The 16,555-nt window shown below is 37.9% G+C and carries 12 protein-coding genes and 1 riboswitch; of the genes, 10 read left to right on the top strand and 2 right to left on the bottom strand.

Annotated features, from left to right (window positions below; all coding sequences use genetic code 11):
• Positions 1-8: 8 nt before the first annotated feature.
• From KJS58_RS04695 to KJS58_RS04680, 4 genes are read left to right on the top strand one after another with little or no spacing between them, the layout of a single operon-like run.
• Positions 9-2,072 (top strand): hypothetical protein, encoded by a 2,064-nt coding sequence (locus KJS58_RS04695; protein WP_213530900.1) that lies wholly within the window; start codon positions 9-11, stop codon positions 2,070-2,072.
• Between the two features lie 12 nt (positions 2,073-2,084).
• The gene (locus tag KJS58_RS04690) at positions 2,085-3,269 is read left to right on the top strand and encodes a HEAT repeat domain-containing protein (protein WP_213530898.1); all 1,185 of its coding nucleotides are present in this window, start codon (positions 2,085-2,087) and stop codon (positions 3,267-3,269) included.
• Positions 3,238-4,638, top strand: coding sequence for a glycosyltransferase family 2 protein (locus KJS58_RS04685; RefSeq protein ID WP_213530896.1), 1,401 nt, complete (start codon positions 3,238-3,240; stop codon positions 4,636-4,638). The genes KJS58_RS04690 and KJS58_RS04685 overlap by 32 nt, the downstream gene beginning before the upstream one ends.
• Positions 4,639-4,661: 23 nt before the next feature.
• Positions 4,662-5,369: a polyphosphate polymerase domain-containing protein gene (locus KJS58_RS04680; RefSeq protein ID WP_213530894.1), complete on the top strand. Its 708-nt coding sequence runs from the start codon at positions 4,662-4,664 to the stop codon at positions 5,367-5,369.
• A gap of 92 nt (positions 5,370-5,461) precedes the next feature.
• Here the strand turns inward: KJS58_RS04680 and KJS58_RS04675 are convergent, their stop codons facing one another.
• Positions 5,462-6,352, bottom strand: a complete 891-nt coding sequence (locus KJS58_RS04675; RefSeq protein ID WP_213530892.1) for a hypothetical protein — start codon at positions 6,350-6,352, stop codon at positions 5,462-5,464.
• A gap of 456 nt (positions 6,353-6,808) precedes the next feature.
• Between KJS58_RS04675 and KJS58_RS04670 the strand changes: the two genes are divergently transcribed.
• The 5 genes from KJS58_RS04670 (at position 6,809) to KJS58_RS04650 (ending at position 13,662) form a co-directional block, all read left to right on the top strand.
• Complete coding sequence (locus tag KJS58_RS04670) at positions 6,809-8,041, top strand: MFS transporter (protein WP_213530890.1); 1,233 nt, start codon at positions 6,809-6,811, stop codon at positions 8,039-8,041.
• 66 nt (positions 8,042-8,107) lie between these two features.
• A complete protein-coding gene (locus KJS58_RS04665) occupies positions 8,108-9,133 on the top strand; it encodes a LacI family DNA-binding transcriptional regulator (protein ID WP_213530888.1) in 1,026 nt (341 codons plus the stop codon).
• A gap of 73 nt (positions 9,134-9,206) precedes the next feature.
• Positions 9,207-11,402 carry an alpha-galactosidase gene (locus tag KJS58_RS04660; protein WP_213530886.1) on the top strand — a complete coding sequence of 732 codons (2,196 nt, stop codon included), beginning with the start codon at positions 9,207-9,209 and terminating at the stop codon, positions 11,400-11,402.
• Positions 11,403-11,649: 247 nt separating this feature from the next.
• Positions 11,650-11,731: riboswitch (glycine riboswitch) on the top strand.
• A gap of 160 nt (positions 11,732-11,891) precedes the next feature.
• On the top strand, positions 11,892-13,241 hold the full coding sequence (locus tag KJS58_RS04655) for an amino acid permease (protein WP_213530884.1): 1,350 nt from the start codon (positions 11,892-11,894) through the stop codon (positions 13,239-13,241).
• Between the two features lies 1 nt (position 13,242).
• Positions 13,243-13,662 (top strand): DUF3237 family protein, encoded by a 420-nt coding sequence (locus tag KJS58_RS04650; RefSeq protein WP_249716893.1) that lies wholly within the window; start codon positions 13,243-13,245, stop codon positions 13,660-13,662.
• Positions 13,663-13,780: 118 nt separating this feature from the next.
• Here the strand turns inward: KJS58_RS04650 and KJS58_RS04645 are convergent, their stop codons facing one another.
• Positions 13,781-14,383 carry a DUF2238 domain-containing protein gene (locus KJS58_RS04645; protein ID WP_213530882.1) on the bottom strand — a complete coding sequence of 201 codons (603 nt, stop codon included), beginning with the start codon at positions 14,381-14,383 and terminating at the stop codon, positions 13,781-13,783.
• Between the two features lie 384 nt (positions 14,384-14,767).
• Between KJS58_RS04645 and KJS58_RS04640 the strand changes: the two genes are divergently transcribed.
• Entirely contained in the window at positions 14,768-16,498 is a 1,731-nt protein-coding gene (locus KJS58_RS04640) for a methyl-accepting chemotaxis protein (RefSeq protein ID WP_213530880.1), read from the top strand.
• Positions 16,499-16,555 lie beyond the last annotated feature (57 nt).

Genomic DNA, 16,555 nt, shown 5'->3' with positions numbered 1-16,555 from the left:
CAGGTGGTTTGCATTTTAAAAAGAGTGCTTTTAAAAACTCGACTGAAGAAAATGGTGTTCATTATGCAGTAAGGGTCGGGGAAGATCAGATTGAACATTATAATGGTGAAAAATGGAGTGCCTTTTTAATAAAAGGGATATCTTTAAGTGACAGTCTACCTAATAAAGAGCAACTAAGTTCAGACGAACTGGAAGAGAAAATGAGTGCTTGGCTAGATCAAATCAGCAAGATGAATGTCAACACCATTCGAATTCCTTCTATTCAGTCACCCGCTTTGTATAATGCAGTTTACGAATTTAATAAGAATAATCAAAATCCTATATATATCATTCATGATATTCCTATAGATGAAGATGTAATTGATGGTGAATATAAACAAACGAGTGAAGAAATATCGAAACAGTTACGAGCAAATATTAAAAATACCATTGATGTTGTCCATGGCAGAAAGATGATGTGGAATAAAGATATTTTTACAAGTAAATGGTATGCAAATGATGTTTCTCCTTATGTATTAGGCTACGTTATCGGTAACTCGTGGGACCCTACGTTAATAAAAATTATGAATAAAAGGGATCAAGAGCATACAACTTATGCGGGGAGATATGTTACGGCCGATTCTCTAAATGGGTTTGAATATATAATGGCTGAGGCACTCGATTATACGGTCCAATATGAAACTGAAAAATATAATCAGCAGCGATTGGTTTCCTTCTTAAACACCACTGAGCTTGACCCTATTATACATTCGGCACAATCCAGTGTGTTTCGTAATACGGAATTAAATATTGAGAAACTCAAGGTAACAAATGATTTTCATACTGGAATTTTTGCTAGTTATCAGGCATCACCAAACGATACCGACTTTCTAAACATTAGCTTAGAAAATTCTCTCCCCTCAGAAAAGGAAGGATCCTTTGAAGGTTATTTACAACAATTAAAAAGCATTCACCAGAAACCGATTGTAATTACGAGTATTGGATTATCTACTTCTAGGGCCATGTCCAAAGAAGATGAATATAATCATTACAGTCGTGGAGGAGTGACCGAAGAGGAACAGGGCGAGTATTTAACAGAGTTGCTCGATGATATTTATCAAAATCAATATGCTGGGGCCATTGTATATAATTGGCAGGATGAGTGGCAGCGAAGCAGAACCTGGAATACACGTCATATAAAAAACATAGATAATACAGAAAATTGGTTAGACGTACAATCGAGTGAACAACATTTTGGAATTATGCAGTTTGTTCCAAGCGATGAGCAGGCTGTTAAAGTGGATGGGATCACCACGGATTGGAGTAAAGAAAACTTACTATACGATAATGAAAATGGACAATTGTACGCCAAATATGACTCCAGCTATTTATATCTGATGATTCAAAAGGACAAATTTCATTTTACGAAGGATCATCTGCGTATAGCTATTGATGTTAACCCATCGATGGGTACTGAGAACTATGAAGGATATGATGGGATGTTTGATATGAATGCTGATTTCGTTGCAAGAATACAAGGGAAAAACGATTCAGATATTCAGGTTCATTCTCGGTACAATATTTTTGATTTTCGTTATAAGTACTACTCTAATATCGTGGATAAAATGACAACGATCCCTAACGAAAATACAGATATATTTGATCCAATCTATCTATTAACACGGAATGTATTTCAGAATGACGGAACGATGGAGAAAGTACCGCCGAAATATATGGAAACAGGCACACTTGTATTTGGAAACTCAGATTATGATTCTGATCAATATAATTCACTAGCCGATTTTTATGTAAAAGAAGATGTGATAGAACTTCGAATTCCGTGGCTGTTAATTAATGTGATTGACCCGATTGGTGGGACAGCATTAGGAGATTTTTATAAGGATGGAATCAATGCCAAAGTAAAAATAGATCAAATCGGGGTACAGGTTGTAACGGAGAGCGATGGGCAAATAACGAAAGTTACTTCTCCTAGCTATATACGTTTAAAAAATAATGACATTCACTATCAGGAAAGAACTAAAAAATCTTATGAAGTGCTTCAAGCCTATTTTGAAAATGTAGAAGACTCTTAAGAAAGGACGAATATGGATCTGATATACTTCTCTATTATTTTTTTCTTGGTTATTTTACTTCTTGTTATTTTATATCTTGTTTTTTCAAAAGTGAAACAAGGAATGGACCATAGAAAAGTCAGCCAATTGGAAATTGAAATGCAGCCGATTGTTGACAAGTATTTAGAATCACAAAGTGGATCTATCATTTCAGAAAATGAAATGGTAGATCTGCGGAAAAAGGTTCAAACCAAGGCAGGCCTTCAGGCATTTAATTCTATTTATTTTGCCAGAGTGAAACAGGATGGTTTAACTGAGAAGCTGCATCAGTTGGTCGCTCTTATTATTGATTTCCAAATGTTAAATAACAATCGCATCGTGCACAATAAGTATCGAAAGAGCTATGTCTTATATTTGTGTGCTGAATATTATATGAATTCGGAAGAGGTTACCAAATTCGCACTAGAAAGTCTAGATGATCCTTCGCTATATGTGAGGAATAATGCACTCCGAGTCCTTAGAAATACAGGAAATGTGGATGCCATTATTGAGGCATATCGCAGAATCTCAAAAGGGAAATTGTATTTTAATAATAAAGTGATTGTCGATTTTATGGGTAGTTTTTGTGGGGATATGCAAGAGTTAAATAAATCTTTAGCTAGTCATATGGCCGAATTCTGCCCAAAAATAAAGCGGGGTATCTTGGACCATTTTACAAACCGTAGAATCAGTGAATATGCTGATGAGATTCTACAATTCATTGAGGCATCTAGTGATAAAGAAATAATCATTGCTGGAATCCGGTATTTTGGAGTCGTTCATAAACAAGAGGCATACCCATTTATTGTTGAAAAATTCAAAAGTAAACACTACGAAATTAGAGCCGTGTGTGCTAGGGCTATTGGTTTATATCCATGTGAAGAAACGATTACATTACTCAATGAATATATAAAAGATGCGAATTGGTTCGTGCGGTACAATTGTGCTTTTACCCTCTTTCACTTGGAAGAAGAGAACATTTTTAATAAGGATAGTTCCATCAGAAAAGTCATTTCTGAAAAGGACACTTTTGCTAGAGATATCATGATTTACACTCTCTATTCCAAAGGTCTAATCAACTCTGATAATGATCAAGTTAAATTAGCCTGCTTCCAGATCGAGAACGTGGAAAAGGAGGAGAGAAGTAATGGATTTAAAACAAATCATCTTGTTCATTAATTTCTTTTTCTTGGTCTATATGTTTCTATATGCGACTTATGTGTTTTTAAATACCATGGTGGCTTCCTTTCATCTTGATGACTTTTTTATAAAGAAAAGCCATATGGGTTACTCAGAGCTTAATAATAGGGAGAATTATATCCCTATTTCTATTATTGTTCCTGCCTACAATGAGGAGGTAACGATTATAAGTTCTATCACCTCTTTATTACACTTAAGGTATCCAAAAGTTGAGATTATCATTGTTAATGATGGCTCGAAAGACTCCACCATGCAAAAAGTGCTGGACCACTTTGAGTTAAAAGAAGTGAAACGCCCTATTCATAAACAAATAGACTGCAAAGATATCAATCGTATTTACGAAGGTGATGTTGAAGGAAAGCGACTTGTACTTGTAGATAAACAAAATGGGGGAAAGAGCGATGCTCTTAATACCGGAATTAATGTAAGTAGATATCCTCTGTTTATATGTATGGATGCTGATTCTATCTTACAGTACGATTCTTTGGAGAAAATTGTGGTACCATTCCTGGAAAGTGATGATGTCGTTGCAGTTGGAGGTAATATTAAAGTTGCAAATCAGGCCACGATTAAAGATGGTAGAATTGTAAAGATTGATCCACCCAAAAAATGGCTTGTTATGTTCCAAATGATTGAATACTTCCGTGTGTTTCTGATGTCACGTGTAGCAATGAATGGACTGAATTCAAATTTAATTATTTCTGGAGCATTCGGTCTATATAATAAAAAAGCAGTAATCAAAGTGGGGGGATATACCACAGATGTAATGGGCGAAGATATGGATTTGATTGTAAAGCTGCACTGTTATTATCGAAAAAATAACCTCCCTTATCATATTGAATATGTACCCGATGCGATCTGTTGGACGCAAGTCCCTGAGAAAATATCAGTGCTGAAATCGCAAAGGAGACGCTGGCATATAGGCATGGGACAAGCGCTCTTTTCTCACTCCTTTATGTTCTTTCGTCCGATGTATGGAACGGTGGGTATGATTTCTTATCCGTATTTCGTTTTATTCGAGTATATAACCCCTATATTAGAGATTCTCGGGATATTGACGGTTACTTTATCCTTTTTCTTTCATATGATTAATCTGGAATTCCTTATTTTCTTTTTGATTTTTTATATGGTGTTTAATATTGTCGCATCCTGGATTTCAATTATTTTCTGTCATTATTTATTTAGTGATTCTCTGTCTCTAAAAGCTGTATTTAAACTTCTTGCTGTATCGGTATTTGAATGTATCGGTTATAGACAAATGTGTTCCCTATTTCGAATTGGTGCTTTTGTGGGTACACGAAAAGGAAAGCACAAGTGGGGAAATATGGAGCGTGTTTCAATGGAATAAGGGAACGAAAGGATTTCTTACTAATGAGTGAAACAACTTTGAATGTATCAAGAAAAGAAATGAAGTATGTGATCAATTCTTTTCAGTATGCTGAGTTATCAAGCGTGTTGAATGATGTTCTTATCCCCGATAAAAACAATAAAGCTTTTGGATACCTCATTCGTTCTTTATATTTTGATACCCCTTATCATAAGGATTTCTATGAACGAGTAGATGGAATAGAAAATCGCAAAAAAATTAGAATAAGAACGTATGATGTGAATCATCCAAAGGTAAAGTTAGAGATTAAACGGAAATTTGGCACAGCGCAAAGAAAAGATAGTGTCGTTATTGATCGCGAAGATGCCCAAAGATTAATAGAATGTGATTACGATGTTTTATTAAAATATAATAGTAAGGCAGCGAATACTATTTATAATATTATGAAAATTGATCATTATCGTCCTGCAGTTATCATTGAATATCGAAGAAAAGCATTTATACATCCGACCAATGATATTCGGATCACGCTCGATTCAGAGATCCGCAGCAATGAGATTGATTTAGATTTTTTTAACCCAGATACGATTCTGTATCCGCTATTTGATTTCGACACAAAAGTTCTAGAAGTGAAATATAATAAATTTTTATATCGGTGGCTTAGTGACATCCTAGGAAGATGTGATGTTAAGCAGCAATCCGTTAGTAAATATAGTTTATCACGGGGCTTTTTTGAGAGTTACATGTCATAAGAATCAGAGTATAAAAATGGTGTCTTAAGAAGGAGTTGTTCTTTCTTTTAGACACCATTTTTTTATATTCCTCAGATACGTAGGTTAGGGATTTATTGCGATCGCTTTTTCATACTCTCGAAGGAATGAATAGCGATTCCCGCTATACGGCCCTTGTAATGGTCCTGTACATGTTTAATCTCGGAATCAAGGGTGTGTTTATTTTTATTATAAAACGAGATATGTTCTTCAGGAGTTTTTTCAGTTTCAAGGGCAATTGTTATTTTCTTATTTTCTTGCTCGGCCCAGTCCACTTCCTGTGTGCTGATGTCGATAATCCCGTTTTTGCCTTCTGCAAAATTTCGATATGCCATGATCGTAGTTTCATCTGTATTTTGTATCAGCCACTGTGATAGGTAACCTTGTCCGTATTTATTATCAAAGGGTATCTCATCAAACCAAAAAGGGATATCCACTCCTAAGCTTGTGTTCCTATTTTCAGCGAAATTCTTTAGTTGCAAGAGGAGGGTTTGAAACTGGTAGATGATTTCCTCCTGGTTTGCTTCCCAGTTTTCTAACAAGTAAGGCTCGATATCCAGATGTATACCTTTAAATTGCTCATGAAGAGGCGCATCTGCTTGGTAGTTATGAAACCAATCCAGAAACTGATCTTTACTTTCATGGTCTGTAATACCCCAGTCAGGTGCACCATCTAATGCATATACATCTACCCCTTCTTTTTGCAATGAAGAAATAAAGTTTCTATAGGTTTCGTTGCTGACCTTTGAAGAGTACTGTAAATAAACAGAATCAATGTTCATGTTATGAATGGACTCCACCGTACGCTCCATATCCGTCTCTATAACAGAAGTATCCCAAAGCCATGTTGAATAGGATGTAGCATCCTTGTTTAAAAGCCATTTACCTAGTGCTGCAATAAAGAATATGATTAAAACAACAGACAGAATACAAATTTTAGATTTAAAAGAACTAATAAAAAACACCTTCTTTAATAATGATGAGTATATGGAAATGTCCATTGACTATTATCCCGGAAAATAGTTTTTCTGTGTCGGTAAAATTTTGTGAATAAATAATATAGGTAAGATAAGGTATGATAAGGCTTTTGTGTGCACCTAATGGAAGAGGTAGGGTGCAAACATAGGCCTTTTTTATATCTCTATTTATAATTTAAAAGTATTTAGCTTAGCTTGCTTCACACCTTGTTTTAGTAAAACAGATTGATATATTAACTAATTTTACTGAGATAATATAAGATAAATCATAAAATATCCGCTTTTTTTAGAGATTATGAATAAAAAAAGTCTTCTATTGTAGTTTTACAACTTTTTTGATACACTAAATTTACTAAAACAACATTAAGATAACTAGTTATTTATGTAATCGCTTTATGTAATCGTTTTACTGCTTTCTTGAAAAAAGATGAAAGAAGGATTGAAATGAAGACGCTTAATAAGAACTATTGGCTATTTGGATGTTTCTTTTTACTGTATTTCTTTGTTTGGGCTGCATGTAATATGTTTTTATCTTTGTGGTTGTCACAAGTAGGGGGATTAAGCTCTACAAGTACAGGAATTGTCTTTTCTGCAATCTCCATCGCAGCCATTTGCTATCAACCGTTTTTTGGAATTATTTCAGATCGATTGGGACTAAAGAAAAATTTATTATGGGTTTTCGTAGGACTGTTAGTTTTGATTGGTCCTTTCTTCGTCTATCTCTTCCCTGCTTTACTTAAAACCAATATCATTCTTGCTGCCATCGTTGGAGGCGCTTACCTTGGTGCTATTTTTAATGGCGGGGTAGGAGTAATCGAAGCATACATTGAAAAAGTCAGCCATGTAAATAATTTTGAGTATGGTCGCGTCAGAGTGTTTGGTAATATCGGTGCTGCAATTAGTACCTTTGTAACCGGTCATTTATTTGCCACTAATCCAAATATTATTTTTTGGATTTGTTCCATTGCAGCGATTTTATTAGCGCTCGTATTAAGCTTTGCAAAAATGGGCGGAAACAATTCTGAAGCGCTCTATAACGAGAATCAGCCCTCAGCACCTAAAGTATCAACGGTTTCTCTCTTTAAAAACAAGAAGTTCTGGTTTTTTGTAATCTATGTCCTTGGTGTTGGCTGTATTTATGATGTATATGATCAGCAATTTCCAGTCTACTTTACCCACTTCTTCTCATCAGAAGGTCAGGGTACGGAGGTGTTTGGAAACCTTGTCACTCTCCAAGTATTCCTTGAAGCGATCGTCATGGTTCTCGCACCATTTATCATCAATAAGTTTGGTGCAAAACAAGCACTAATCTATGCTGGATTTATTATGTCATTCAGAATACTGGGTTCCAGTATTGCAGACGGCCCTGTTGCGATCAGTCTATTAAAATTAATGCATGCCGCAGAAGTGCCTATTTTACTTGTGGGTGTATTTAAATACATTTCAGCTAATTTTGATATGAGATTATCGGCAACCATTTATTTGATTGGCTTCCAGTTTTCAAAGCAAGTAGGAGCCATCTTCTTATCCACCATCGCTGGTAATATGTACGATACTGTCGGGTTTAAAAGCGCTTACCTGCTCTTAGGTACGGTTGCACTCGTCTTTACTCTTGTATCTATATTTACGCTGTCTGGAGAGAAGAGGGCGAAACTGGGTGAAGTAAGTCTTTCCTAGTCTCTTACGTTAATATTCATGGTATGATATTTAAGTAAAATTAACTTAAAAAGTATAGGTGATACCATGGTAACTATTAAAGATATAGCAAGACATTCCCAAGTTTCTACTGCTACCGTTTCAAGAATATTGAATAACGATCCGTCCCTTTCCGTATCTGATGAAACGAGAAAAAGGGTTTTGGCTATCGTTGATGAGTTAGATTATAAACCGTTACGAAAAAAGAGTGTGAAGGTGAAAAAACAGGAAGAAGCCTACAACATTGGCGTCATTATGTTGAATGATGAAACGATTGATCCCTATTTTCAGTCCATTCGACTTGGGGCAGAAGATGCCTGTAATCAGTATCCCTTGCGTATCGTTTCCACGATGATCGTTGGGAAAAGTCAAATCACAGCTGATAGTGTAAGCGGGTTAGATGGATTAATTGTCATCGGAGATGTAGATATCGCGGATTTAAAAGAAGTTTATGCTCATAACAACCATATAATCGCTGTTGACTATTTACCAAAAGATACAAACGTGGATGTTGTGATCTCTGATTTTGAAGGCGCTACAGAGCTCGTTATTTCTTACTTACTCGAACTTGGGCATACCGATATTGCTTATATCGGCGGAAAAGGAGAAATTTTTGGCGTCAGCAAGTTTAAGACGAGCGATAAAGAAGATACCAGACAGAGTACTTTTGAAAAAGCGATGAAGGAAAAAGGATTATATAATCCGGAGAAAGTCCTGATCGGTGAGTGGAGTACAGCGAGCGGATATACGTTAACGAAACAGCTAATTGAAATGAATGATCTGCCAAGTGCGATTGTTGTCGGAAGTGATCCTACAGCAGTGGGAGTGCTTCGGGCGCTCCATGAAGCAGATATCAGGGTTCCTGAAGATGTATCTATATTTAGTTATGACGATATCGAAGCTGCGGCGTATATGAATCCTCCGTTATCCACCGTAAAAGTGTACGGTGATGAAATGGGAAAAACAGCAGTGAAACTTCTTTATGATCGTTTAAAAGGAAGAACCATTCCACTAAAGGTAATCCTTCCTGCGGAGTTGGTCATTCGAGATAGTGTTAAACCAAAAACACGCTAGAAAGATCAATTGACCTATTATAGGCACGGTTATAAAGGAGCAATCAAATTGAAATAGGAGTTGTTTTATTACAATGGGAATTCATTATAATTCTGAAAATAAGACCTTCCATTTGAGGGCTAAAGATACCAGCTATGTAATGGGTGTATTACGTGATGGATACCTTGCACATTATTACTGGGGCAGAGGTGTTAGCGACTACCGGCATTCTAATGCTATTCAATATGTAGACCGGGGATTCTCGGGAAATCCTTATGATCATAGACATGATCGTACGTTTTCTCTGGATACATTGCCGCAGGAATATCCGCAGTATGGGAATACAGATTTTAGAAAGCCTGCTTACCAAGTTCAACTGGGTAATGGCTCAACCATTACAGACTTACGGTATGTTGATCATAAAATTAGTAAAGGAAAAGCGCCGCTAGAGGGGCTTCCTTCCACCTATGTTGAACAAGAGGATGAGGCAGAAACTCTTGAGATCCTCATGGAGGATTCGTTGATTGGTCTGAAGGTGTTTTTAACTTATACCGTCTTTGAACAATTCAATGTGATAACTCGGTCTGTCCGTTTTGTGAATGAAGGAGCTCATTCTATCAAATTACTCAGTGCACTAAGCTCATCCGTTGATTTTCGAGATGCCGAATTCGACTTTTTACACCTGCATGGCGCTCACGTAAAAGAAAGACATATTGCACGTCAGCCGCTGCGTCATGGAATCCAGTCTGTGGAAAGTACAAGAGGGGCAAGCAGTCATCAACATAATCCGTTTATGGCGCTTCTCAGAAAAGATGCAACTGAAGATCATGGAGAAGTATATGGATTTAACTTTGTCTATAGCGGGAACTTTCTAGCTCAGGCTGAGGTGGATCAATTTAGAAATACGCGTGTAACGATGGGGATTAATCCATTTGATTTTAGTTGGAAACTGGAGAACGGCGATAGCTTCCAAACTCCTGAGGTTGTTATGGTGTATTCATCCGAAGGGCTTGGCGGAATGTCTCGAACATTCCATGAGTTATATCGTACCCGTCTAGTTAGGGGTACTTACCGGGACAAAGAACGTCCGATATTAGTCAATAACTGGGAAGCTACTTATTTTGATTTCAATGCAGAGAAGATTATGGATATTGCTAAAGTAGGACAAGACTTAGGGATTGAATTATTCGTTCTTGATGACGGCTGGTTTGGCAAGCGCGATGATGATACTACCTCGCTGGGAGACTGGTTTGTTGATCGCAATAAGCTCCCTGAAGGTCTTGATCATCTTGCAGAGAGTGTAAACAATATAGGTATGCAGTTTGGGCTGTGGTTTGAACCGGAGATGATCTCTGTTGACAGCGACCTGTATCGTGATCACCCTGATTGGTGTCTTCATGTACCTAATCGTAGCCGTTCGGAAAGCCGCAGACAGCTTGTACTCGATTTTTCGAGAGATGATGTGTGTGAAGAAATTACGAAACGGGTTTGCGACATCTTGGCGAGTGCTCCCATTTCGTATGTGAAATGGGATATGAACCGACACATGACGGAAATTGGTTCGGCTCTTCTTCCGGCAGATCGGCAAAGAGAGACTGCACACCGTTATATGCTGGGTCTATATAAAGTAATGGATGCCATCACGTCTTCCTTCCCGAACATCTTATTTGAAAGCTGCTCCGGCGGCGGTGGAAGATTTGATCCAGGAATCCTGTATTATATGCCGCAGACGTGGACTTCCGATAATACAGACGCGATATCCAGACTGAAAATTCAATACGGTACAAGTCTTGTATATCCGATTATTTCAATGGGGGCTCATGTTTCGGCTGTTCCCAATCATCAAGTGCACCGAATCACTTCCCTGAAAATGCGAGGAGATGTAGCTATATCCGGTAATTTGGGGTATGAGCTTGATTTGACTCAAATGACGGATGAGGAGAAGGAGATTGTCAAAGAGCAAGTTTCCAATTACAAAGAAATCCGTGGATTAATTCAATTTGGAGACTTCTATCGACTGGAAAGTCCTTTTGAAGGTAATATTACGTCTTGGCTGTTCACGAATAAAGATAAGTCAGAAGCCATTGTATTCTATTTCCGTGTTTTAGATGAGGCAGCTGCACCTAGCACCTTCTTAAGACTAAAAGGAATCGATCCTGCGAAACAGTATGCACTAGCTGGAGATGGTGAAGTATTCGGCGGGGATGAATTAATGTATGCTGGTTTGCATATTCCCGTTGAGATAAAAGGGGACTTCCAAAGCTTAGTTTGGCATTTAAAAGCGGTGTAGTTCTTTATGGAGAAGGAGGCAAGAGATAGAATCTCTTGCCTCCTTTTTTTGTTGATGAGGTACTGAGATTCGTAGGGAGAACCGAAAACCGGACAATAACGATCGATGTACGGGTTTTACAGTTGTGTGAATGTCATTGACAAAGTATTTTACTGTGATTAATATTGGGAACATATTTAAAAGAGTGAACACACTTAAAAAATTGAATAACTAGCAGGCTATGATTGCTATGGATCACACTATAGCAGGAGCAGCTTCTGGAGAGACCATGAAATCGTTCATGGCGCCGAAGGGTTCACAATCTCAGGCAAAAGGACAGAAGAGTACTAAATAACTTATTTGTTATACATATTTATGTATAGTAACAAAGCTTATTTATTACTTTTAATGACCTTGAGAGATTGGAGAATATCCGATCTCTTTTTTTATTTTCATTTTTATTTTCAGTTGGATGTAAAGAATCTTTAGGACGGTAAGGGAGAGATACGTATGGCACAACAAGAGTTACAGAGGGGTTTAGAGAATCGCCATGTACAGCTCATCGCGATCGGCGGAACGATTGGTACTGGATTATTTTTAGGATCTGGTAAAGCGATACAACTGGCAGGCCCCTCCATCATCATTGCTTATCTAATCATAGGTATCGCCATTTTTTTTGTAATGAGAGCACTGGGAGAACTGCTGTTATCTAAAGCGGGTTATCAGTCTTTTACGGATATTGCCGAAGATTATCTTGGTCCGCGGGCAGCATTTGTAACAGGATGGACTTATTGGTTCTGCTGGATCATGACCGCTATGGCGGATGTGATTGCGGTTGGGGTGTATGTACAATACTGGTTTGATATTCCCCAGTGGGTACCCGAAATGATCTGCTTAATTATCTTATTAGGGCTCAATCTGTTAACGGTGAAGAACTTTGGGGAACTCGAATTTTGGTTTGCACTCATTAAGGTAGTCACCATTCTTGCTTTAATTGGGATTGGCGTTATCTTGCTCGTGATTGGATTTAAAACAGATACAGGAATGGTTACGGTAAAAAATATTTGGGAGCATGGCGGAATTTTTCCACACGGAATATCTGGGTTCTTACTTTCGTTTCAAATGGTTGTGTTTGCCTTTGTCGGCGTGGAGCTAGTCGGTGTATCGGCTGCGGAAACATCGAATCCAGAAAAAAATATTCCATCGGCCATTAATAAAATACCTTTACGAATTTTGTTTTTCTACGTTGGTGCGATTATTGCCCTATTATGCATTAGTCCTTGGACAGAGCTTAGCGCAGCCGAAAGCCCTTTTGTTAAAACATTTAGTTTAGTTGGGATTCCCATTGCCGCAGGAGTGATTAACTTTGTTGTATTAACTTCCGCTGCTTCTGCTTGTAATAGCGGGATGTTCTCAACCAGCCGAATCTTATATAGTTTAGGAGGCAATAAGCAGGCACCTTCCTTTTTCTCTAAACTAAATAAACATCATGTACCCAGAAACGGATTATTGGTATCAACGCTTGTCCTATCTGTGGGAGCTTTGCTTAGCAAGCTGATTCCAGAACAAGCTTTTGGGGTCGTCACCACAATTAGCGCCATCTGTTTTATTTGGGTCTGGGGTGTACTTCTCATATGTCATATCAAATATAAGAAAACACAGCCTGAGTTACATGCAAAATCAAAGTTTAAAGCACCGTTCACACCTTTTGTGAATTATGTTGTCTTAGCACTCTTTGCATTTATTCTCGTTATTATGCTGTTTGCGGATGAAACACGTCCGGCATTACTATTAACTCCTCTATGGTTTGTTTTGTTATATATTCTGTACACTTTGAAAAAGAAGGGGACTGCGGACTAATATGCTGACATGGGAAGAGGTATTCACCGTACAAGTTAAGATTGATAAGTCAGCCGAGCTTCAGAATAATGATGGAGATACCGTAATTATGATTTCTTTTACAGGCCAAGTAAAAGGGGATCTGTTTCAAGGGAAAGTATTAGACGGAGGAGTGGATACTCAGATCATCAGTAAGTCCGGCAGCCACAGTCTATCTGCTAGATACATGCTTCACGGCCAGGATTATACGGGAGAAACCTGTCAGATTTATATTGAGAATAATGGAAACTTTCATAAAAATGAGAAGGAATCTTTGTTTCAAACCTATCCTAAATTAATAACGAACAGTAAAGCACTGTCTTATTTGAATAATGAAGTATTTGTAGCAGAAGGTTTTCCAACCCAAATCGGGGTAGATATTAAGATATACAGGTGGGTCTAAACTGAAACTTCCCATAGTGAGACCTCTTTTTTGTTGAATGAAGTCAGCGAAGTGCATGACTGAGTCGCAGAAAAGAGGTCTTTTCTATAAGTTCTTTTTATAGGCTTAGTGCGTGATGTTAATGCACCTTGTCTGTTTTTACGTGTTTAGTCATTAAATAGAGGGAAGTAACGCCAGCACCAACCGTTCCGCAGATGATATCCCACATCGTATCCGTCAAACTGCCATTTTGAGAATTGAGCCTGAATAGATGATCCACGGAAAACTCATAGATTTCCCACATTCCAGCCATGGCAACAGCAAAGAATAAAGAGAACCAAATGATAATGTTGGTGGGCAAGCTATTCATCCCTTTACGCTTTACCATCTTATTCACGATGAACTGGCCAACGAAGAATAGAATAACGCCAGACAGCAGATGTTCAATTTTGTCCAAATAAGGAATGACGCCATACATACCGAAGAGATTGGCAAGCATCATCGTAATGGTGATAAAGATCAGCACTGACAAGTACAGTGCAGGAGGCAACTTCGTTTTGGTCCACTTCATTATTCCTCTTAAAAATAACAGAACAAAAATAATAAGACCCGCTTGAAAGGTCTTGTCATAAGCGCCAACCATAGCAAAGTAGATAACCGATACTCCACATATAACGAACAACACCAATTCAAAAATGTAATGAAACTTATGAGTTCTAGAACGATCTCGCATTTCTCGCATCGAAGTTCCTTTCTGACTTATATGATAGTAAGTAACTATCTTAACAAATGTATTATCACCAGATCAAAGTTGCCTCATACACAGTCATTATTCTTCACATATTTTATAGAAGCTATGGAGAATATAAGCTATTTTACAAACTAACTTTACAAACTAACAAAGGGATGTCACCTATTCATCCATGGACATAGGATGCCGATATAAAATGTATTGAGAAATTGAAATGTTTAGAACAAATTGGACAAGTAGGAGGGCTTCATATTTTACATAGCAATAAATTCAGCTGAAAAATGAAAAAGGTCCTATTCAACCATCTCGTGTAGTTAAATGAGTGGCTTTTTTGCTGTTAAAAAGATAGGTGAATTCATAAAGGAGTGTAATGATATGGGATTTGTGAGTAGGTTTAGAAACAAGTTTAAATATAGAATGACCCTTAGCAGAAAGTTAATTAGTTGTTTTTTAGTTGTAGCTCTATTATTGGGTGTTACTGGATTTATATCGACTTTATATCTAACGACACTTGATAGTAAATATACAGATTTAATAGATAGAAGAGCAGTTATATTATCAAATATCTTAAAAGTTCAAGTGCAAATTTCGAAGGAAAATAGTTTGATCAGAGCTTATATTGTTACGAAGGACACTGAGTTTTTAGAAAAATTAACAAATGAATACAATACAGCAACCCAACTGATTGCAGATACCATAAATTTAACTCATATCCCAGAGTTTAAAGCAACATTACAGCAGCTCCAAGAAGGAAATGATGAATTTAAAGAAAAGAATGACCAATTGATTCAGATGATAGGGGAGAATGCATCTTCAGAACAAATAACGGAGTACTTCATGAGTGATGTATTTCCATTAGGAACTAACCTTGACCCTGTAGTCGATCAACTGGCAAGTGACCAAATGAAATCGATGAATGAAGCAAGCGAAAAAAGCTCCGTGTTAGTCAGAAAAGCCGTAACCAATGTTAGGAACGTTAGTGTTTTTGCATTTATTGTATCTATCCTTATTGGATATTTCTGTTCACGTTCTATATCGAGGCCTGTAGTGGCAATCACCTCAGCTGCTGAGCAGATTGCGCTTGGAAATCTAGCAATCGAAGATGTCAAAGTGAAAAGTAAAGATGAGATCCGAACTTTGGCGAGTTCCTTTCATCAAATGAGAGATAATCTACAGGATTTAGTCCGCCAAATCAGTATTAGTTCAGAGCATGTAGCATCCTCGTCTGAAGAGTTAACGGCAAGTTCAGAGCAGTCGAGTCAAGCATCCGAATCGATTACAATAACGATCCAAGAAGTATCGAGCAATGCTCAAATGCAATCCCGTAGTGTAGATGAAAGTCTTCAGGCGATTCATGAAATGTCATCTGGTGTTCAGCAAATTGCTTCTAATGCACAAATGACCTCCTCGCTCACGATGGAGACGGCAAGCAAGGCTATTGAAGGTAACCAGTCCATACAATTGACGGTATCCCAGATGGAGTCCATCCAGCTCACCATGAACAACTTAGTGGATGCCGTGACGGACATGGAAGAACAATCAGAAAAAATAGAAATGATCATTGAAGTGATATCAGAAATTGCTGCTCAGACGAATCTGTTATCCCTAAACGCAGCGATCGAAGCGGCTAGGGCAGGTGAACATGGGCGAGGTTTCGCAGTGGTTGCTGATGAAGTAAGAAAATTAGCGGAACAATCATCGCAGTCGGCAGGACAAATAACAGAGCTCGTAACAACAATTAAAGAGCGGACACATCATGTAGTGGAGACCACAGAAGCAGGTGTGAAGGAAGTCAGCGATGGAATTGGGGTTGTTCATAAGACGGGCGATTTATTTGAGGTGATTAAGCAAAATATAGAAGAGGTTTCTAATCAAGTCCAGGAAATCTCGGCAGCTTCTCAGCAAATATCAGTAAGTACAGAGCAGGTCGTTCACTCCATAGGACTTATATCTGATGGCTCGAAGACAGTGGCTGCTGAATCGCAGAATCTTGCTGCATCGACGGAAGAGCAGTTAGCTTCCATGGAAGAGATAACAGCATCTGCTGCTTCACTGTCTACGATGGCGGAGGACTTGCAAGAACTCGTAGGAAAATTCAAAGTATAATGGATAAGCGTCAGAATACGGTCTCTCCGTATCTGGCGTTTTTCGTGTTTTTCGGGA

It is taken from the genome of Paenibacillus sp. J45TS6 (assembly GCF_018403285.1).
GTDB lineage: Bacteria > Bacillota > Bacilli > Paenibacillales > Paenibacillaceae > Paenibacillus.
The sequence above is the reverse complement of the archived record's forward strand: the minus strand, read 5'-3'. Positions and strand labels throughout refer to the sequence as shown.